Below are 20078 nucleotides of genomic sequence, written 5' to 3'. Positions count from 1 at the left end.
GGCCTTCCTCGGGCTGGTGTGTGGTCAGAGACCACCAGCATCGAGGAAGGCCCGCCTCATGCGGCGGAGCGACCCAGAGTGGGGAATTTCGATGAGCAGAACCGAGGAATTTCAGTGAGCGCCGTCACCTACGTCCGACACAAGATCGCCATCGAATACGAGGGTGAGGGGCACTTCCTCGATGCCGCCGCCGCGCGCCGAGACCTGGAGAGAACCGAGGCGCTGCAGCGGGCCGGCTGGCGAGTGATTCGAGTGACAGACACGGATCTGCGGTGGCCCCGAAACCTCTTCGAGAGCATCCGCCGTGCCCTCGCCGAGCGCGGGGCCGTGCAGTGAACGCTGCCAGCCAGATGGCCCTTGAGGCGGGGTGAGAAGGGCCACTTGACTGGCAGCGCTTCGGCGACGCAGGCGCTGAAGGACCATTTGGCTGGCAGCGATCGCGGGGTGAACGTCTCGAGCTCGCGCGGAACTGGCGATGCCGCGAGCCTGCACGGAAACGGCGACGCCGCCTGCGGATGCAGACGGCGTCGCCGGGCTTGGAGGTGAGGATCCGCTAGTCGAGGCCGGGATCGAGGACCGCGTGGTCGACCGAGATCGTCGGGATGGACGCCGTGATGACGGAGCCGTCTTCCCGGATCGAGCCCTCGATGTCGCTCAGCGTCGGGTACCCCTCGAGCTCCTGCACGGCGCAGAGCTTGACGGTGGTCGGCTCGCCCGGGGCGATCGCGACCCGGCGGCCGCGCACGAACACCTCAGCGCCCGAACCCGTCTCGGCGGTGAACGTCATCGAGTCCTGCTCCAGGGCGACACGGATGCGCGACCCGCGCAGCGTGAGGCGGAACTCGAGGCGCGGCCAGTCCGCGGGGAGGCGGGGGTCGAAGGTGATCTTCCCACCGTGGTCGCGCATCCCGCCGAAGCCGTAGACGAGCGCGCTCCAGATGCCGCCCGTCGAGGCGATGTGGATGCCGTCGCTCGTGTTGTGGTGCAGGTTCGCGATGTCGACGAACAGGGCGGTGGAGAAGTAGTGCTCCGCGAGATCCGCGTAGCCCACCTCCGCCGCGATGATCGACTGCACGACCGCGGAGAGCGACGAGTCGCCCGTCGTGAGCGCGTCGTAGTACTCGAAGTCCTTGCGCTTCTGCTCCGGCGTGAACTCGTTGCCCTGCAGGAGCAGCGCGAGCACGACGTCGGCCTGCTTGAGCACCTGGAACCGGTAGATGACGAGCGGGTGGAAGTGCAGCAGCAGCGGGCGCTGCGACGGCGGCGTGTTCTCGAGGTCCCACAGCTCCTTCTCGAGGAACTGGGCGTCCTGCGGGTGGATGCCGAGCTTCTCGTCGAACGGCAGGTACATGGCCTCGGCGGCGGCTGCCCACTCGACGAGCTCCTCCTCGGCGAGGTGGAGGCGCATGGTGAGGCGTTCGAAGGAGGCCGGGTCGGTCTCGCGGAGCCGCTCGCAGGCGGTGTAGGCCGCGCGCAGGTTCGCCTTGGCCATGACGTTCGTGTACAGGTTGTCGTTGACGACGGTCGTGTACTCGTCTGGGCCGGTGACGCCGTGGATGTGGAAGTGGTCGTCCCCGCCGGTGCGCCAGAAGCCCAGGTCAGCCCAGAGGCGGGCGGTCTCAACGAGGATGTCGATGGCGCCCTGCGCGAGGAGCTCATCGTCGCCCGTGGCTGAGACGTACTGCATGAGGGCATGCGAGATGTCGGCGTCGATGTGGTACTGGGCGGTGCCGGCTGCGTAGTAGGCGGACGACTCGAGGCCGTTGATGGTGCGCCACGGGAAGAGGGCGCCCTTCTGGTTCATCTCGTGCGCGCGCTGGCGTGCCGCGTCGAGCATCTGGTGGCGGAAGCGGAGCGCGTTGCGGGCCACATTCGGGGCCGTGTAGCTGAGGAACGGGAGGACGTACACCTCGGTGTCCCAGAAGTAGTGGCCGCCGTATCCGGAGCCGGAGACGCCCTTGGCCGCGATGCCGCCGCCGTCGGTGCGGGCCGTGGCCTGGGCGAGCTGGAAGAGGTTCCAACGGGTCGCCTGCTGGTACACGGGGTGGCCGTGGATGATGATGTCGCTGCGGTCCCAGAAGTCGTCGAGCCACTCGCGCTGCCACGTGTAGACATCCTCGACCGGGATCTCACGCATGCGGTCGAGGGTGCGGTCGGCACGGTCGGCGAGCTCGCGCGTGGGCACGCTCTTCGACGTGTGGTACGCGACGTGCTTGATGATGCGCACTGGCATGCCCGGTTCCGCGCGAACGCGGAAGGCGGTCTCGGCGAAGTCCGCGTCGACGCGGGTCGTCGCATCCCACTCGTTGTCGGTGACGATGTCGTGGTCTGCCGCGACCGCGATGGTCATGCCGGAGTGCGTGGTGCGGTAGGCGAGCATCGAGCGGAGGCCCTCCTCGCGTGCGATGCGGGACTGGAGGACCCGGTCGGTGAACGATTCCGCCTTGCGCGGGTCGAACGCGACCTCGGTCTCCTTCTTGCCGCGCTGGAACTCGTCGCCGCCGTCCTGGCGGTTGATGATCTGGCTCGAGAGCAGGATGGACGCGCCGCGGTCGACCATCTCGACCTCGTAGTCGAGGAGCATGTAGTGGCGGTCGGTGAACGACACGAGTCGGTGCGAGCGGATGCGCACGTGCTTGCCCGACGGCGTGCGCCAGTCGAGCTCGCGGGTCAGGACGCCGTCCTTGAATGACAGCACGCGTGAGTAGGAGAGCAGGTCCGCTTCGCTGATGACGAGCGGCTCGTCGTCCACGAAGAGGCGGATGATCTTCGCGTCTGGCACGTTGACGATCGTCTGCCCGACCTGGGCGAAGCCGAACGCGTCCTCTGCGTGACGGATGGGCCACGTCTCGTGGAACCCGTTGATGAAGGTCCCGTACATGTAGCCGTCGCGGCTCTCTTCGAGGTTGCCGCGGAGGCCGAGGTAGCCGTTGCCGGTGGCGAAGAGCGTCTCGACGAGACCCTGCGAGTTGGCGTCGAATTCGTGCTCGACGAGTGCCCACTCGTCGAGCGGGAAGCGGTGCCGGTCCAGCGGGTCTTCCGTGGAGAGGTTCATGCGTTGCCTTCCTTGCTGTCAGAGATGACAGCCTTGCTGTCAGAGACGACAGCCTTGCTGTCTGAAGCGACAGCCTTGCTGTCTGAGTTCGTGAACACCGGCACGAGCTCTGCGAGGTCGTCGACCACGGTGTCGGCCCCTGAGGACATGAGCTCTTCCTGGCTCGCCTCGCGGGACACCCCGATGACCAGGCCGAAGTCGCCGTCGCGTCCTGCCTGCACGCCGGAGTGCGCATCCTCGACGACGACGCACTGCGCCGCGGTGAGGCCGAGCAGCTGGGCCGCGTAGAGGTAGGTGTCCGGGGCCGGCTTGCCGGCGATGCCGTGCTGGGCGGCGACGAGGCCGTCGACGACGGTCTCGAAGCGGTCGAGGAGGCCGGCTGCCGTGAGCACGGGTACCGCGTTGCGCGAGCTGGAGACGACGGCGACGCGCAGGCCGTGGTCGACGGCGGCGTTCAGGAACTCGACGGACCCGGGGTATGCCTTGACGCCGGTCTCGGCGAGTTCCGAGTTGAAGGTGTCGTTCTTGCGGTTCCCGAGGCCGCACACGGTCTCGAGCTCGGGCGAGTCCTCGGGGGTCCCGTTCTCGAGCGTGATGCCGCGGGAGGCGAGGAACGACCTGACACCGTCGTAGCGAGGTTTGCCGTCGATGTAGCGCAGGTAGTCGTCGTCGGTGTACGCGGGGCCGACGCCCTTGAGCGTGAGGTAGTCGGTGAAGAGCCTCGCCCATGCGCGCATGTGCACCTCGGCGGTCGGCGTGATGACGCCGTCGAGGTCGAAGAGTATGGCTTGTGAACTGGTGAGCTGTGTCACGTCTCGAAGACGAGGAGCGATCATTGCATCCAACCTTGCATCGTTGGGTGGCGCCGTGACGCCGTTCTATGGTGCACGACAGAATTCACCGATGTGCTCCTCCCTCGATGCACACCGCAGATCCCCGGCGCGGTGATCAATATCGTAGGGCGTCCTGGGGGTGAGATGCGTCCATTTTCGGACGATCCGTTCAGCCGGTCTCGTGGATGTGGCTGCGCTCCGCCTGACGGCTGAAGAGGGAGAGGATCTCGAGGGTCGTCGTGCCGTCGTTGGTCATGGAGTGCGGCCGGGTCGTGTCGAATTCTGCGGCTTCCCCTGCTTCGAGGATCGTGACCTCGTCGTCGAGCTGCAGGCGGAGTCGGCCGGCCAGGACGTAGCACCATTCGGTGCCTTCGTGGACTCGCAGCTGGACGGGCTTGTCTCGGTCTGCGGGCTTCTGCGGGGCGACGAGCACTTTGAACGCCTGCATGCCGTCGGTCGCGCGCGAGAGCGCGAGGTAGACGCGGTCGCCGCGTTTGACGGGCTTCGGGTGGATGCGCGGGTCGCCGGTGGAGGGCGCGCCGACGAGGTCGTCGAGCGGCACTCGGTAGCAGCGCGCGAGGGGCAGCAGCGCGTCGAGGGATGGCCGACGTCCGCCGGATTCGAGGCGCGAGAGCGTGCTGACGCTGAGGCCGGTCTCGTGGGCGACCTCGCTGAGTGTCATGCCCCGCGCTTGTCGGATCTCCCGGAGTCGCGGCGCGACGCGGCTGAGCGCTTCGGGGATGCTGGCCGTCTGCTCCGAGATCGTGTCTGGTGCGGTGTGGGAGGTGTGGGCTGAGCCCTGCTGCGCATCCATCATGTTGCGAAGTTAGCAAACGATGTTGCGGAACGCGAGACCCGGCGCGGAGACTCGACGCATGACACATCAGGATGCGCCGCTGCGAGCGGCAGACACCGAGGCTCAGCTGTGGGACGCCGTCGTGATCGGCGCCGGCCCGGCCGGGCTGAGCACTGCGCTGACCCTCACGAGAGGGTGCCGACGCGTTCTCGTGATCGACCACGGGGTCCCGCGGAATCGCTTCACCGACCACATGCACGGGGTGCTTGGCCACGAGGGGCTCGCGCCCGGCGAGCTGCGCAGGATCGGCAGGGCCGAGGTCGAGGCGCACGAGGGCAGCTTCGAGGATGCCCAGGTGGCGTCCGTGGACTCGGTCGCAGACGGCGACGGCACCCGCGTGCGCATCGCGACGACCGATGGCCGGACCTTCCGGGCGCGTGCGGTGGTGGTGGCGACGGGGCTCCGCGACGAGCTCCCCAACGTGCCCGGATTGCGCGCGCTCTGGGGTCGTGGCGTGTACGCGTGCCCGTTCTGCGACGGCTACGAGCATCGCGACCGACCGATCGCCGTGCTCGCGAACGGCGACCACTCCGACATGAAGGCGCACCTCCTGCGCCAATGGAGCGCTGACCTCGTGCTGCTCGTGAACGGCTCGTTTGCGCTCGGCGAGGTCGAGGCGAGGGCGCTCACCGCGCGGGGGATCCGCATCGAACGCTCCGGAGTCGACGAGGTGATCGCGGGCGACGACGATCGTGTGCGCGGCGTGCGCCTCGCGAACGGCACCGAGCTGGAACTCGAGGCGATCTTCACGAATCCCGCCTTCGTGCCGTTGACGGACTTCCTCGACGGTGTCGAGGTGCGCGGCTCCGAGCATCCGGACGCCCGCGTCTGGGTTGTCGGCAACGCGGGGGACCCGCGCGCCAACGTGCCCGTCTCGATCGGCCAGGGCGCGACGGCGGGAGGCGACGTCGCGTTCGCCCTGCTCATGGATGAGATCGCAGCGGCGACCGCGGGCGAGCAGCGGCCTTAGCCGCTGCTCGCCCGGCAGCTGACGGGAAGTCGCCTACTCCGACTCGCTGTCACCCTCGCCGGCCTGTGCGGGTCGTTCACCGCGCCGGCGGATGGCGGCCGCGGTGGCGAGTGCGCCGGCGGCCAGCACGGCGGCTCCGCCGATGGTCGGCGCGAGCAGCTCACCGCCGGTGGATGCGAGTCCGTCGGGCGTCGCGGTGGCGCTCGGGGATGCCGTGGCCCATCCGGGCGCCGAAGTGCTCGGCGTGGGAGTCCCGGTCGCGCCGGGTGTGCCCGTCGGGGAGGCGGTCGGCGTCAGCGGAGGGGTGGAGGTCGGGGCGGGAGTCGCCGTCGGGGATACCGTGGGCGTCGGCGTGACCGGCACCTCGATGAGCTGCTCCTTGGGAAGCACCTGCACGATGGTGGGCCGGGGGCCGGCGAACGAACCTGCCGGCGCGGGCGTTCCAGCCGGGAGGAAGTCGGGGAACAGCGAGTTCTGCACCTCGAAGGAGCCGTCCTCTCCGGGGTGCTGGACGGCGACGAACACGTGGCGCTCGCTGTCGTGGATGACCGGCCCGCACGTCTCGCTCTCGCGAGGCACGGCCAGGAACTGCTCGACGTTGCCGCGGTCGGGGCCCTCCAGCGTCACGCGGAAGAGGCCGTCGTTGTAGCCGATCGTGCTCGGGGCGCCGTCGGTCGAGATCCAGAGGTTCCCGACGGAGTCGAACGCGAGGTTGTCCGGGCAGGAGATGGGCGACACCTGCGCCGCGGGGAAGCCGGAGAAGTACGCAGACGAGTTCGTGGCAGGGTCGCCGCAGAGCAGCAGCAGGTTCCAGGTGAAGCTCGTGGCCGTCTGGTCGCCCCCTGCCTCGGTGATCTCGACGACGTGCCCGTCGCGGTTCTCGGCGCGCGGGTTGGCCTCGTCGGCACCGGCGCGGCCCGGGGTGCCGCGGTTCGTGTTGTTGGTGCAGGCGACGTAGACCTTCCCGGTGAAGGGGTTCGGCTCCACGTCCTCACAGCGATCCATCTTGGTGGCGCCTGCGAGGTCTGCGGCGAGGCGCGTGTTGACGAGCACCTGGTCGACCGACATGCCGGCGATCTGGGATGCCCCGCCGACGACCAGCGGCAGCCAGGTGCCGGTGCCGTCGAAGGCCTCGTCGCTCGGGAGTGCGCCCGACCCCGTGATCTCCGAGGCGGGGGAGTTGCCCGCGAACTGCGCGACGTAGAGGTCGCCGTTGGCGAGCAGCGTCATGTTGTGGGCGCGGTTGCCTTCGATGTACGTGTCGCGGGACACGAACTTGTACAGGTAGTCGAAGCGCTCGTCGTCACCGGTGTAGGCCACGACCTTGCCGTTCGCGGCGATCGAGATGTTGGCGCCCTCATGCTTGAGGCGACCGAGCATCGAGTGCTTCTTTGGTGTGCTCGTCGGGTCGAGCGGGTCGATCTCGATGATCCAGCCGAAGCGGTTGGCTTCGTTCTCGTACCCGGCGTTCCTCGTGTCGAAGCGGGGCGCATCCAGCTCCCAGCCGCGGGCGGTCTCGCTGTCGGAGAGGCCGTACCGCTTGTCTTCTGCCGAGACCCCGGGGGAACGGAAGTAGCCGTTGAAGTTCTCCTCGCCGGAGAGGATGGTGCCCCACGGGGTCGTGCCGCCCGCGCAGTTGCCCAGTGTCCCCTTGACCCAGCGGCCGGCTGGGTCCTCCACCGTCGTCAGGAGCGGCGACCCCGCGGCTGGCCCAGTGACCTCGTAGACCGTGTTGAGCAGGAAGCGGCGGTTGCGTTCGGCGCCGACGACGTAGTTCCAGGGGTGTTCGGCGGAGGTGCGCTCGAGCTCCACGACGGTGAGGCCGTGTGCGGCTCGGCTGACGGCCCGAACCCGCGCCTGCTCGTTCTGGAGCTGCGCCGCGGGGAACATGATGTTCTCGTTGGTGTACTCGTGGTTGACGAACAGCACCGCGCGAAGGCCGTCCGTGCCATCGAGCGGCAGGATGTCCGTGTAGTCGCAGTTGTAGCCGAACTGGCGGGCCTGCGCGGCCTCCGTCTGGTCCGCTGGGTCGAAGATCGGGCTGTCGGCGAAGAGCGGGTCTCCCCAGCGGATGAGGGCGCGCCAGTCGTAGCCGTCCGGCACCGTGAACGTATCGGACATGGCGTCGACGGGTGAGATCGGGGTGAACTCGAGTGGCGAGGCGGCGGGGCCGAACGGCGACGCGCTCGGGGCGGCCTCGGCGCGAGGCGCGGCGCTGAAGGCGAGGGTGATGGCGCCTGCGAGTCCGGCGCTCGCGCCGAGCATGGTGCGACGCGAAAGCTGCGCGGACACGATGTCGCGGAAGTAGGCGTTCGACGAGGTGTTGCAGACCTCGCCCGTGCACGCGTTGGCGCACTTGAGGGCGCAGGTCACTGGGCTGCGCTTGCCCTTCGTGTGCCCGAGCATCGGGAGGAACGTGCGGCGCGAGACATCGGTCATGGGAGAACTCCTTCGTCGGGGGACTCGACGAAGGCAAGCAGCGCGTGAGGAACGGAGAATGGTCGCGGGGTGAATGCCCGGTGAATCCGCGTGAGGGCTGCCTAACGCGGGCGCGCTGCCCGCAGCGTGGCGAGGTGGTGCTCGCGAATCGACGCCTCGATCTCGGCGCCCGGCGCCCCGGACTCGACGAGATCGATCTGCTGCTCGTGCTCGGCGAGGGAGGCCCTGGCGTGCTCCGGCACGAACCCGAGCGTCGAATGACGCACCTGCGTGAGCCTGAGACGGGTCCGTTCGACGAGCTCGAGGAGGTGCGCGTTCGGGCACCGCCGGTAGAGCACGCGGTGGAAGCGCGCGTTCAGGTCCATGAACGCAACTGCATCGAGGGCGTCGATCGCCTGCCGCATCGACTCGGTGATCTGGCGGGCCTCCGCGAGGTCGGCCGGGGTCATGTGCGGGGCGGCGCTCGCGGTCGCGTAGCCGCCGAGCACCGCAAGCGATTCGAGGGTCTGCGAGAAGAGCTCGGGGTTGAGCCCGGACACCTGCGCCCCGACATTGCGTTCGAAGGTGACAGCGCCTTCGGCTTCGAGCATCCGGATCGCTTCGCGGACGGGCACGGTGCTCACCCCGATCTGATTCGCGATGGACCCCAGCACGAGGCGGTACCCCGGAGGGAACGTGCCATCGGAGATGCGCTCGTTGAGGTAGTCGTAAGCGAGGCGCGCCTTGCCGGGCGCGAGGGTCTCCAGAGTTCGTGCCACAGTCTCCACGTTCCACCTCTTGCTTCATTGCCGGGGGTAGGAGTGACCATATACGTCCCTGACCCACGTCTCGTCCATCTGGGCGGGTGCCGAGGCGAGGCCCGCCTGAGTTGACGTGCCCGGGTATTTCTTGGCATCATCATTGAACTTCATTCGATTGCATAGATCGCCGCCTCGTCCAGACGGGCACGCAGCGCGGCAGTCGACCACAAGCCGCGCCGCCTCGGGGATGCCGTGTTCCCCCGGGGCGGCGCTTTTTTGTGCCCCGCAGAGCTTCGGGCCGTCGGCTTCCGGCAGTAGAGTTCATGCAATTGCATTGAAATGGATGGAGCTGTCATGACCGGCACGATCGAGTTCGGCCTCAACACCTTCGGCGACGCGACCAACGACCTCGAGGGGCATCCGCGCTCGCACGCCCAGGTCATTCGCGATGTCATCGAAGAAGGCGTCCTCGCCGAAGAGGTTGGCATCGACGCGTTCGCGGTCGGCGAGCACCACAGGGACGACTTCGCGATCTCGACCCCAGAGACCGTGCTCGCAGCCATCGCCGCACGCACCGAGCGCATTCGCCTCGGGAGTGCCGTGACCGTGCTCAGCTCCGACGATCCCGTCCGCGTCTTCCAGCGCTTCTCGACCGTGGACGCCATCTCCAACGGGCGCGCGGAGGTCATGCTCGGCCGCGGCTCCTTCACGGAGTCCTTCCCTCTCTTCGGGTTCAACCTCCAGGACTACGAGGTGCTCTTCGAGGAGAAGCTCGACCTGTTCATGAAGATCGCGGCGGGCGGACCCGTCAGCTGGAGCGGCACCGTCCGCGGCGCGCTCAACGACGTGACCGTGCATCCGCAACTCGAGGAGGGGCGCCTGCGCACGTGGGCCGCCGTCGGCGGAACACCGCAGTCCGTCGTCCGCGCCGCCCAGTACTCGATGCCGCTCATGCTCGCGATCATCGGCGGAGAATCGGCGCGCTTCGCGCCCTTCGCCAACCTCTACCGGAAAGCCAACGAGCAGTTCGGCCAGCCCAACGGGCCCATCGGTGCGCACTCGCCCGGCCACATCGCCGAGACCGACGAGCAGGCACGCGAGGAGCACTGGCTGAACTACCGGACCATGATGATGCGCATCGGCAAGGAGCGCGGCTGGTCGCCCATGCAATACGAGCAGTACGTGCAGGAGACGGGGGAGCGTGGCGCGCTCTATGTCGGCTCGCCCGAGACCGTCGCACGCAAGATCGCCGCGACCGTGCAGGTGCTCGGACTCCAGCGCTTCGACCTCAAGTACAGCGCGGGCACGCTCCCGCACGAGCACAGCATGAAGGCCATCGAGCTCTACGGAACGAAGGTCATCCCCATGGTGAGGGATCTCCTCGCCTGATTGTGCGGATGCACGGCCCAGGTGCTGCGGGCTGGGCGAAATGCTCGTGAAGCGCCCAGCCCGCACGAGTAGCGTTGGAGCCCGGAGAACGCTTGAGCCCGCCACACTCGAGCCCGCCAACAACCGAGGAGTTTGCACTATGACGTACCCCAACGAAGCGGAACTGCTTGCGAAGGTCCCCGGCCAGCTGTTCATCGGCGGCGAATGGGTCGACGGCGCGGACGAGCCCTTCGCGGTCAACGACCCGTCGACCGGCACGGCGCTGAAGCACATCGCCAACGCGAACCCGGAGCAGGGCATCCAGGCGCTCGACGCGGCTGTCGCCGCTCAAGAGGACTTCGCGCGCATGGCCCCGCGTGAGCGCGGCGAGATCCTCCGCCGCGCCTTCGACATCCTGCAGGAGCGCCGCGACGAGATGGCGCTCATCATGACGCTCGAGATGGGCAAGCCCCTCGCCGAGGCGCAGGGCGAGGTCACCTACGGTGGCGAGTTCCTGCGCTGGTTCAGCGAGGAAGCCGTGCGCGTGCACGGCCGCTACGGCACGCAGCCGGAGGGCACGGGGCGCATGATCGTCTCGAAGCACCCCGTCGGCCCCGCATTCCTCATCACGCCGTGGAACTTCCCGCTCGCGATGGCGACGCGCAAGATCGCGCCGGCGATCGCCGCTGGCTGCACCTCGGTCGTGAAGCCCGCATCTCTCACGCCCCTCACCACGCTCTACTTCGTGAAGATCCTCGAAGAGGCCGGCCTGCCCAAGGGTGTTGTGAACGTCATCACGACCCGCAGCACCGCGGCCGTCTCGTCGCCGATCATCGCCGACCCGCGCCTCCGCAAGATCTCGTTCACCGGGTCGACCGGGGTCGGCCAGGGCCTCATGAAGGAAGCCACGAAGAACGTGCTGCGCACGTCGATGGAGCTCGGCGGCAACGCGCCGTTCGTCGTCTTCGAGGACGCCGACCTGGACAAGGCCGTCGAAGGCGTCATCGCGGCGAAGTTCCGCAACATCGGGCAGGCCTGCACGGCCGCGAACCGCATCCTCGTGCACACGGACGTCGCCGATGAGTTCGCGCGCCGCGTCACCGAGAAGGTGTCCTCGTTCAAGATCGGGCGCGGCACCGAGGAGGGCGTCGTCATCGGCCCGCTCGTCGAGGACAAGGCCGTCGACAAGGTCGCGTCGCTCGTCGACTCGGCCGTGGCCGCGGGTGCCGAGCTGCTCCACGGCGGCAAGCGCGTCGAGGGGGACGGGTCGTTCTACGAGCCGACCGTGCTCAACCGCACGCCGTCCTCCAGCGAGATCTTCCGCGAGGAGATCTTCGGACCCGTCCTCTCGATCACGACGTTCGCCGACGAGGAAGAGGCCATCCGCCTCGCCAACGACACCGAGTACGGCCTCGTCTCCTACGTGTTCACGGAAGACCTGAAGCGCGGCCAGCGGCTCATCGACCGCATCGAGACGGGCATGATGGGCCTCAACATCGGTGTGCTGTCCAACGCGGCGGCCCCGTTCGGCGGCGTCAAGATGTCCGGCATCGGCCGCGAGGGCGGTTTCGAGGGCATCGAGGAGTACCTGTACACGAAGTACACGCTCACCCCGAACCCCTACGCGTAGGCTCTCGCGCCTCCCGCATCCACCGATCCCGCCGCCGGCCTCGCGCCGACGGCGGGATCGCTGTCTCGCCGCCGAGCAGCGTCGGCCAGGGCAGGCTCAGCGTTGTGGGAGAACGCTCCTGCCACCCCGCAGAGCGACACCTCGCCACAACTCTGTCCGGTGCCGCGGCTGGTCGGGGATTGACCGCCGAGGTTCTCCACAGCCCGTGAGCGCACTCGTCTCGGCGCCCGGATCCCTCATAGCCTCGAGCGGTGGATGCAGGTGACAGGAGCGGCGCGAGCAGAGCCAGCCGACGACGCGACGATGCTGGGCGCGCAACGGGACGCGAGCCGCGCATCCCCTTGCCGAGCGAGCTTCGGTACTCCGCGTTCAGCGTCGCCGACGCTCGCGCCGCGGGCGTCTCCCGCGGACGCCTGAGGAACAGGGCTGAGGGAAGGCCCTTCCACGGTGTGCGCGTTCCAGAGGTCCCGCACGATCCGGGAGAGATCGGTCGCCTGCTCGGCCACCACGGTTCCCCCGATGAGTTCGAGGTGCTGGCCGAACGGATGCGGAACCTCGACCGCAGCTACCTGCCGATCATGTCCGCCGTTCAAGCGTTCGGCGGTGTCTCAGCGGCACGTCTCTACGGCCTCCCGCTTCCGCTCCGTCTGCTTCGGGACCCGACGGTGCATGTCATCGTGCCGAAGGTTCGAAATCCGCCGCGGGCGAGGGGCGTCTCGGCGCGATCCGTTCCGGCGAGGTTCTGGAGTGTCCAGGCATTGCGCGGCGCGAGCATCGCGTCGCCTGAGCTGCTGTACTGTCTGCTGGGGCGCGACCTGAGCGTGCACGAGCTCGTGCAGCTGGGCGACGCGCTGGTCTCCGAAGCAGGCAACTATCCTGGCCGCACGCTGCCGTGGGCGCTCACCAGCAGGGAACGGCTGGTTGCGGCAGCCGACGCGTGAGCGGGATGCACGGGGGCGGCGCGCCTGCGAGCCGCCACGGGTCTGCTTCGGGATGGCGTCGAGTCGCCGTGGGAGACGGTGACACGTCTTGTGCTCGTGGAGTCCGGGTATCCCGAGCCTGCGGTGAACTTCCAGCTCATGTCGGGGGAGCGCAGGATCGCTCGCCTCGATCTCGCCGATCTGCGCGCACGCATCGCGTACGAGTACGACGGGGACGGCCATCGGAAGGACAAGCGCCAGTGGCGTCTCGACATCACACGCAGTCGGGAGATCCAGGGTGAGCGCTGGAGTCACGTCCGACTCACGGTGGCCGATCTGGAGCCGGCCACCGGTTTGGAGACCTTCACGTCCTACGCGCATCGACTCCGGGCGGAGCGGCTTGGCGAATGATGCGCGCGCGGGGATCAGCGTTGTGGCAAAGCGTCGTCAGCGTTCGGCGGAGCTGCGCATGTCCACAACTCTGCGGTCAGCGGGCCCGGGCGCAGCAGCGGGTGCGGGTGCGGGTGCGGGAGCTCACGGGGTGGGCTGGCAGCTGGGGCACCAGGCGGCGACGCGCTCTCTGCCCTGCAGGCCGCGGCGGATGCGCGTGCCGCAGCGCAGGCACGGCTTGCCGTACCTGCCGTAGACATACGTGCGCTTCCCTGGGCGCAGATCGCCGGTCGTCGTCCGCTCCACTCGGTCTCGGTTCGCGACGATGAGCTTGTGGCCGAGCTCGACGAGCCGGTCGAGGTCGCCCGCCCCGGAGACGTGGGTGTGCGGGTGCAGACCGCGCAGGAACAGCAGCTCGGTCACGTACACGTTCCCGAGGCCCGCGAGGTTTCGCTGCTCGAGGAGTGCGCCGGCCAGTTCCGCGTCTGGTTCGCGGCGCAGATTCGCCACGGCGAGGCCCGGATCCCAGTTGTCGCCGAGCAGGTCGGGGCCGAGGTGGCCAACCGCGTCCTCCTCGTCGTCGCGCGGCAGCATCTCGACAACCGGCAGCTCGAAGCCGACAGCGGTGCCGGCGGCGGTGCCGAGGACGACTCTCGCGAGGTAGTCCGGGCGGGGCCATTTCGCGCCGAGCTGCACAAGCTGCCAGCTGCCGTCCATCCCGAGGTGGGTGTGCAGAGTGTGCTCGCCTATGCGCGTCAGCAGGTGCTTGCCTCGCGGCACGACCCCGTCGACGGTGAGGCCGCTGAGGTCGAGCGCCGCGTACTTCGGAACCCGCAGCTCGAAGCGGGTCAGCTCGCGCCCCGCGAGAGCGCGGTTTAGGCGGGTCGCCGCGCGGTAGACGGTGTCACCTTCGGGCATCACGCACCCCGATGCCGAGGTGCGCCGCGAGGTGGGGAGCAAGCGCCTCGAGCTGCGAAGGCGTCACGGTGACGCCGCGGAGGCCGTCGAGGCCCGTGATGGTTGAGAACTCGAGGCCGCGCAGGTCGACGTGCTCGAGGCGTGCGCCCGTGACGTCGAGGATGCCGGTGCGGCTCTCCGTGAACGCGACGCGCTTCGCTGTGGCGCCGCCCAGGTCGATCTCGTCGAACGCGCAGTCCGCGAACCGCACGTCGGTGAGGGTGGCCCCTCGCAGATTGACGTAGCCGAGACGATTGTCGCGGAACTCGACATTCTGGAGGTCGCTCTCGTGGAGGTCGGCAGAGCCGAGTCGCGAAGCCGTCCACGAGACGGAGCGGAACGACTGGCGCTGTCCCTCGACGACGGGCACTTCGACGCGCTCCAGCACGCACTCGCTCACCCGGCCCGAGTGGAGCAGGAGCCTGCGGGCGGTGAGCCCCTCGATGCGGCACTCGGAGAAGGTCACGCCGGCGGCGTCGATCTCCTCACCCTGCACGTCGACGAAGTGCTGCAGCTCGTGGACCCGCGCTGTCGCGAAGTCCACGGCACGCGCCTCGTCGAGTTCCGGCAGGAACGGTGCCTCGATCCTCGCCTCGGTGCCGCCTGTCCTGTTTCCTCGTCGTCCGCGTGCTGCTGCCAATGCGTTTCCTCTCATCGTTGGTGTGTTCAGTTCCCGCGCATCCGCAGGCCGCGGGTGGTGAGCGAGAACCCGCCTTCCTGCAGCATGCTCGCGAGGGGCGTCTCGAGCACGAAGGTGCCGTCGACGCGTTCGATCACGAGGTTCGGGATGCGCGCCCGCCGGATCGTCTCGGCGAGCGACCTCGCCGCCGCCCGGAGCACCTCGTCGGAGTCGGTGAAGGTGAGGAGGGTCTTGCCGCCGCGCTCGACGTACAGTGCGAGCTCACCGTCGACCATCGTGACGAGCCCACCGGCCTTCCTGCCTGGCCGGTGCTTGGTCTGCGACTCCTCGGCGTCGGGCCACGCGAGGGCGGCACCGTATGGGTTCGCCGGATCGGTGGCGGCGAGCGTCAGCGTCTCGAACCGCTTCTCCGCGTCGAGCTCATTCGTGAAACCCCGCAGGCGGTCGACGGCGCCAACGGTCGAGAACTGGGCGGCGCCGAGCTTCTCGATGAAGTAGCCTCGCCTCGCCTTGCCAGACTCCTCGAAGCGCGCGAGGACGCGGTACACGAGCGCGAAACCGCCGAGGATCTCCTCCGCCATGACGCTGCCCCGGGTCACGATGCCGTAGCGGTCGAGCAGCAGGTCCCCGATGGCGAGGCCGCGCTCGGTCGCATCGCTGACTCCGTTCAGCCCGAGCGTCCAGCGTCCGCTCGTGTGGGGCTGCGATGGGGCGGGGCGCTGCGATGCGAAGGCGGATGCGGTGGGGCCGCCGGCGGAGTCGCTCGGAGCCATGGCGACACGGCCGCGGTAGAGCCTCCCGCGGGCGGCGCGGCTCGGGGCGCGGTGCGCCGAGGTGCTCGCCGCCCCCGGCCCGCCAGAGAGCAGCGCGCGCAGGGGTGCAAGCGTGTCGTTGGTCACACGCCCCTGCCAGACGAGCGCCCAGAGCGCGTCGGAGAGCTCGCGGTCGCTGACTGACTCGGGTTCGAGCATCAGGCGCACGTGCCTCGACAGCTGGGGGAAGAAGCCGGGGCCGGAGCCGGCGAGCGCGTCGAGGAGGTGCCTGCCGCGCGCATCCGGCTCGCCCTCTGGCTGGTCGGGAAGCGTGAGGTGCGCAGTGTCGGCGAGGTGCAGGCTGATCCAGCCGTCACTCGAGCCGATCGCGCCGTGCCCGCGCCATAGGACCTCGCCCGCGGTCGTGAGCTCGTCGAGCATGCTCGGGTGGTAGTCGCGAACCCTGGCGGGCAGGATGAGCGTCTCGAGCGCCGATGCGGGGACGGGCACGCCCGCGAGCTGGTCGATGACGGTGATGAGGCCGTCGATGCCGCGCAGGTCGCCGCCGACGTGCTGCCAGGCGGGAAGGAACCTGGCGAACGCGGAGTGGTCGACCGGCTCGATCTCGCTGCGGAGCGCGGCGAGGGAGCGGGCGCGGAGTCGCTTGAGCACGGTCTCGTCGACCCACTCGGAGCCCTCGCGGTCTGGGCGGAACTCGCCCTCGACGACGCGGCGCGCCAGCTCGAGACGGGTGAGGGCCTCGCGCACGACGGCTTGCCCGGTGCCGTAGCGCTCCGCGACCTCGGCGACGGAGAATGGCCCGTGCGAGCGCGCGTAGCGGGAGACGAGGTCGCCGACCGGGTCGTCGACCGGGTCGATGAAGGCGACGGGAACGCCGATCGGCAGCGCTACCCCGAGCGCGTCGCGGAGCCTGCTGGCGTCCTCGATCGCGGCGATGCGCTCGACGCCGGCGATGCGCACGCGCAGGGCGCGCTTGGCGCTGACGAGCTCAGCCGCGTACTGCTCCGCGACCTCGATGCTCGCGCCGGGGCGCGCCTCGGCGGCCGCCTCGCGCTCCGCCCCGTCCCCGTCTCGCTCGTGCTCGCCGCCCGGCTCCTCGACATCGTCGGTGCCTTGGGCATCGTCGCCGAGCAGACGCTCGGCGATCTCCTCGACGCTGATCGGTCCGAGCACGCGCAGCAGGTCGGCGACGCCTTCAGCATCGCGGGCCCGCCTGTCCGGTGCCGTGCGCTGCAGCTCTGCCTCGAGTCTGGCGATGACGTTCGCGTCGAGCAGCTCGCGCAGCTCGACGCGGCCGAGCAGGTCGGCGAGGAGGCTCGTGTCGAGGGCCAGCGCGGCCGCGCGGCGCTCCGCGAGCGGGCTGTCGCCCTCGTACATGAACGCGCCGACGTAGCCGAACAGCAGCGTTCGCGCGAACGGGGAGGCCTGCTCGGTCGTGACGTCGACGAGGCGTACCTCGCGCCCGGCGATGCGCTTGGCGAGGTCGACGAGCGCATCGAGGTCGTAGACGTCGTGCAGAACCTCTCGCACGGCTTCGAGGATGATCGGGAACGTCGGGTACTGCTTGGCGACGTCGAGCAGCTGCGCCGCCTTCTGTCGCTGCTGCCACAGCGGGGAGCGCTTGCCGGGGTTGAGGCGCGGAAGCAGCAGCGCTCGGGCCGCGGCCTCGCGGAAGCGCGAGGCGAAGAGCGCGGAGCCGCCCACCTCGCGTGCCACGATCTGCTCGATCTCGTCGGCTTCGAGTGCGAACAGCTCGGCCCCGGGCGGTTCGGCGTCGCCTTCGGGGATGCGAACGATGATGCCGTCGTCGCTCGCGACGACTCCACCGTCGAGTCCGTATTGGTCGCGGATGCGCGCGGCGACGATGAGCCCCCAGGGCGAGTGCACGGGGGAGCCGTACGGAGAGTGCAGGATGATGCGCCAGTCGCCGAGCTCGTCCCGAGTGCGTTCGACGATGAGCGTGTGGTCGCTCGGCACCTGCCCCGTCGCGTCCTGCTGCTCGCGGACGTAGGCGACGGCGTTCTGCACGGCGTTGTCGTCCATGAGCGTGGAGAGCGCCTCCGGCACGCGCCCCTTGGCGGCGATCTCGCGGGTGATGGCGCCGATGGCCTGACCGAGCTCGGAGGAGCGTCCGAGGGCGTCCCCGGTCCAGAACGGCAGGCGCCCCGGCTGGCCGTAGGCGGGGGTCACGAGGACACGGTCGAACGTGATCTCGGCGATGCGCCAGCTCGTCGCGCCGAGGGCGAAGATGTCGCCGACGCGTGATTCGTAGACCATCTCCTCGTCGAGCTCGCCGACGCGCCTCGGCCCGCGCTGCGCGTCGGCGTCTTCGGATCCCGCGAGGAAGACGCCGAAGAGTCCTCGATCCGGGATGGTGCCGCCGGAGGTGACCGCCAGCCGGGCGGCACCGGGTCGGCCGGTGAGGCGCCCGAGGTCGCGGTCCCACACGAGGCGGGGCCGCAGCTCGGAGAACTGGTCGGACGGGTACTTGCCGGAGAGGAGGTCGAGCGTCGCCTCGAACAGGGGGCGGGACAGCGACGCGAACGGGGCCGAACGGCGGACGAGGTCGAACCACTCCTCGACGTCGAGGTCCTCGATGGCGGCGGCCGCGATGGTCTGCTGGGCGAGCACGTCGAGCGGGTTGGCGAGCACCCGCATCCGCTCGATCTGCCCCGTCACCATGCGGGAGGCGAGCACGGAGGAGTGCAGCACGTCAGCTCGGTGCTTGGGGAAGATCGTGCCCTCCGAGGTCTCTCCGACCTGGTGCCCGGCGCGGCCGACCCGTTGGAGGCCGCTCGCGACCGATGGCGGCGACTCGACCTGCACGACGAGGTCGACGTCGCCCATGTCGATGCCGAGCTCAAGGCTCGAGGTCGCGACGACGCAGCGCAGCGTGCCGCTCTTGAGCGCGTTCTCGACCTCGGCGCGAGACTCCTTCGAGACGGAGCCGTGGTGGGCGCGCGCAAACGACAGCGGGGCGCCGGCGGACTGGCCTGCCTGTCCCATCGACACGGCCGGCGGGCGCTTCGGGTCGGGTTTCGGCTTCGCGCTGTGATCGCCGGAGGACCAGCGCACGCCGGGCGCCGCGGCACCGTACGGATCGCTCTCGTGGGCGGCCTCGATCGACGGGGCGTCGACCGCCGCGCGCTCCTCCGCGATCTCGTTGAGCCGCGCCGTGAGACGCTCGGCGAGTCGCCGAGAGTTGACGAACACGATCGTGGAGCGGTGCGACTCGACGAGGTCGGCGATGGACTCTTCGATGTGCGGCCACACCGAGCCGCTCTCTTCTGCGTCGACCTTCGGATCCCGCAGGGTCCCCGCGGCGGCGCCCGCTTCGAAGTCAGCGAACGGGTCGGCGTCGTCGACGGCACCGGACGCGTCGGCCGCGGTCGGGGTGGCGGCCCCCGCCCGCGTCATGCCGATGTCGCTCAGGTCTTCGACCGGGACGCGCACCTCCAGCTTGAAGGTCTTCGTGCTCGGGGGCGCCACCACCTTGACGGGAGCGTTGCCTGCGAGGAAACGCGACATCTCGTCGAGCGGGCGGACGGTCGCCGAGAGTCCGATTCGCTGCGCCGGCTTGTCGAGGAGGGCATCGAGCCGCTCGAGCGTCAGCGCCATGTGGGCACCGCGCTTGCTCGAGGCGACGGCGTGCACCTCGTCGATGATGACGGTGGTCACGCCGGTGAGCGTCTTCCGCGCCTGAGAGGTGAGCATGAGGTAGAGCGACTCTGGCGTCGTGATGAGGATGTCGGGAGGGTTGCGCAGCTGCTGCCTGCGCTCGGCGGGGCTCGTGTCGCCGGAGCGCACGCCGACGCGGATGTCGGGAGCGACGGCCCCGAGCCGCCTCGCCGTCTGCGTGATGCCGACGAGCGGCGAGTGCAGGTTGCGTTCGACGTCGACGCCGAGGGCCTTGAGGGGCGACAGGTACACGACTCGGGTGCGACGCGCGGCGTTCGGCTCCGAGCTCTGCGCCCCGCGCTCGGCGGCCAGCTGGTCGATCGCCCAGAGGAACGCGCTGAGCGTCTTGCCCGAACCAGTCGGTGCCACGACAAGCGTGTGATGCCCGCCGGCGATCTCGCGCCAGGATGCGTCCTGCACGGCAGTGGGGCCGACGAAGGCGCCTTGGAACCACTCCCGCGTGGCGGGTGAGAACGCATCCAGCGCGGTCGATTTCGGCATGGGGACTACAGAACCACACACCACCGACATCAGCCTCCAGGAGGACGGGATCAACCCCGCGGAGGACGATCATTCAGCCGTGATGGGCGAAGCTGGACGCACCACATTCTGAAGGAGTGATCTCACATGAAGCGTCTTGTCCGCCCCCGCCGGGGCCGCATGATCGCCGGTGTCTGCGCGGGTATCGCGCAGCGTTTCGGCTGGTCGCCGTTCGTCGTCCGCCTGCTCACCGTCCTGTCGGTCCTCATCCCGGGCCCGCAGGTCATCATCTACCTGGCGCTCTGGCTGCTCATCCCGAACGACTAGCGAGAACGGCCTGAGACGAGAG

15 protein-coding genes are annotated in these 20078 nt (G+C 69.4%); 7 read left to right on the top strand and 8 right to left on the bottom strand.

Translation table 11 applies throughout. The features are described from left to right. The first annotated feature begins 114 nt into the window (after positions 1-114). Positions 115-336 (top strand): DUF559 domain-containing protein, encoded by a 222-nt coding sequence (locus tag ABVF28_RS09055; RefSeq protein ID WP_371030245.1) that lies wholly within the window; start codon positions 115-117, stop codon positions 334-336. A gap of 217 nt (positions 337-553) precedes the next feature. Here ABVF28_RS09055 and ABVF28_RS09050 read toward each other — a convergent pair whose 3' ends face one another. The 3 genes from ABVF28_RS09050 to ABVF28_RS09040 all read right to left on the bottom strand — a co-directional run bounded on the left by ABVF28_RS09050 (position 554) and on the right by ABVF28_RS09040 (position 4705). After that, entirely contained in the window at positions 554-3055 is a 2502-nt protein-coding gene (locus ABVF28_RS09050) for a glycoside hydrolase family 65 protein (protein ID WP_104312770.1), read from the bottom strand. Beyond that, entirely contained in the window at positions 3052-3867 is an 816-nt protein-coding gene (locus ABVF28_RS09045; RefSeq protein WP_371030244.1) for an HAD family hydrolase, read from the bottom strand. Before ABVF28_RS09045 ends, ABVF28_RS09050 begins: the two co-directional genes overlap by 4 nt. A 190-nt stretch (positions 3868-4057) precedes the next feature. Continuing rightward, complete coding sequence (locus ABVF28_RS09040; RefSeq protein ID WP_371030243.1) at positions 4058-4705, bottom strand: helix-turn-helix domain-containing protein; 648 nt, start codon at positions 4703-4705, stop codon at positions 4058-4060. A gap of 58 nt (positions 4706-4763) precedes the next feature. On the opposite strand from ABVF28_RS09040, the gene ABVF28_RS09035 reads away from it, so the two are divergent. Beyond that, the gene (locus tag ABVF28_RS09035) at positions 4764-5714 is read left to right on the top strand and encodes an NAD(P)/FAD-dependent oxidoreductase (RefSeq protein WP_371030242.1); all 951 of its coding nucleotides are present in this window, start codon (positions 4764-4766) and stop codon (positions 5712-5714) included. A 33-nt stretch (positions 5715-5747) separates the two neighbouring features. On the opposite strand, the gene ABVF28_RS09030 is transcribed toward ABVF28_RS09035, so the two are convergent. Together ABVF28_RS09030 and ABVF28_RS09025 are read right to left on the bottom strand one after the other, a co-directional pair. Continuing rightward, positions 5748-8153, bottom strand: coding sequence for a PhoX family phosphatase (locus ABVF28_RS09030; protein WP_371030241.1), 2406 nt, complete (start codon positions 8151-8153; stop codon positions 5748-5750). 101 nt (positions 8154-8254) lie between these two features. Further along, positions 8255-8911 (bottom strand): GntR family transcriptional regulator, encoded by a 657-nt coding sequence (locus ABVF28_RS09025; protein ID WP_179556203.1) that lies wholly within the window; start codon positions 8909-8911, stop codon positions 8255-8257. A gap of 336 nt (positions 8912-9247) precedes the next feature. Between ABVF28_RS09025 and ABVF28_RS09020 the strand changes: the two genes are divergently transcribed. The 4 genes from ABVF28_RS09020 (at position 9248) to ABVF28_RS09005 (ending at position 13222) form a co-directional block, all read left to right on the top strand. After that, a complete protein-coding gene (locus ABVF28_RS09020) occupies positions 9248-10282 on the top strand; it encodes an LLM class flavin-dependent oxidoreductase (RefSeq protein WP_371030240.1) in 1035 nt (344 codons plus the stop codon). A gap of 139 nt (positions 10283-10421) precedes the next feature. Beyond that, a complete protein-coding gene (locus ABVF28_RS09015; RefSeq protein WP_151422263.1) occupies positions 10422-11891 on the top strand; it encodes an NAD-dependent succinate-semialdehyde dehydrogenase in 1470 nt (489 codons plus the stop codon). A gap of 251 nt (positions 11892-12142) precedes the next feature. Then, on the top strand, positions 12143-12832 hold the full coding sequence (locus tag ABVF28_RS09010; RefSeq protein ID WP_371030239.1) for a hypothetical protein: 690 nt from the start codon (positions 12143-12145) through the stop codon (positions 12830-12832). Between the two features lie 78 nt (positions 12833-12910). Beyond that, a complete protein-coding gene (locus ABVF28_RS09005) occupies positions 12911-13222 on the top strand; it encodes a hypothetical protein (protein WP_371030238.1) in 312 nt (103 codons plus the stop codon). A gap of 123 nt (positions 13223-13345) precedes the next feature. Here ABVF28_RS09005 and ABVF28_RS09000 read toward each other — a convergent pair whose 3' ends face one another. The 3 genes from ABVF28_RS09000 to ABVF28_RS08990 are packed head-to-tail and all read right to left on the bottom strand — an operon-like array spanning position 13346 to position 19750. Then, positions 13346-14119 carry a DNA-formamidopyrimidine glycosylase family protein gene (locus tag ABVF28_RS09000; protein WP_371030237.1) on the bottom strand — a complete coding sequence of 258 codons (774 nt, stop codon included), beginning with the start codon at positions 14117-14119 and terminating at the stop codon, positions 13346-13348. Continuing rightward, positions 14106-14798: a pentapeptide repeat-containing protein gene (locus ABVF28_RS08995; RefSeq protein WP_371030236.1), complete on the bottom strand. Its 693-nt coding sequence runs from the start codon at positions 14796-14798 to the stop codon at positions 14106-14108. Before ABVF28_RS08995 ends, ABVF28_RS09000 begins: the two co-directional genes overlap by 14 nt. A 26-nt stretch (positions 14799-14824) precedes the next feature. Then, on the bottom strand, positions 14825-19750 hold the full coding sequence (locus ABVF28_RS08990; RefSeq protein ID WP_371030235.1) for a DEAD/DEAH box helicase: 4926 nt from the start codon (positions 19748-19750) through the stop codon (positions 14825-14827). Positions 19751-19876: 126 nt separating this feature from the next. Between ABVF28_RS08990 and ABVF28_RS08985 the strand changes: the two genes are divergently transcribed. Beyond that, positions 19877-20056 carry a PspC domain-containing protein gene (locus tag ABVF28_RS08985; protein WP_104254080.1) on the top strand — a complete coding sequence of 60 codons (180 nt, stop codon included), beginning with the start codon at positions 19877-19879 and terminating at the stop codon, positions 20054-20056. Positions 20057-20078 lie beyond the last annotated feature (22 nt).

The sequence above is a fragment of the Pseudoclavibacter sp. JSM 162008 genome (assembly GCF_041366455.1).
In the GTDB taxonomy this organism is placed as follows: Bacteria; Actinomycetota; Actinomycetes; order Actinomycetales; family Microbacteriaceae; genus Pseudoclavibacter.
Note: the sequence above shows the minus strand (reverse complement) of the source record. Positions and strands in the feature narration are given on the sequence as shown.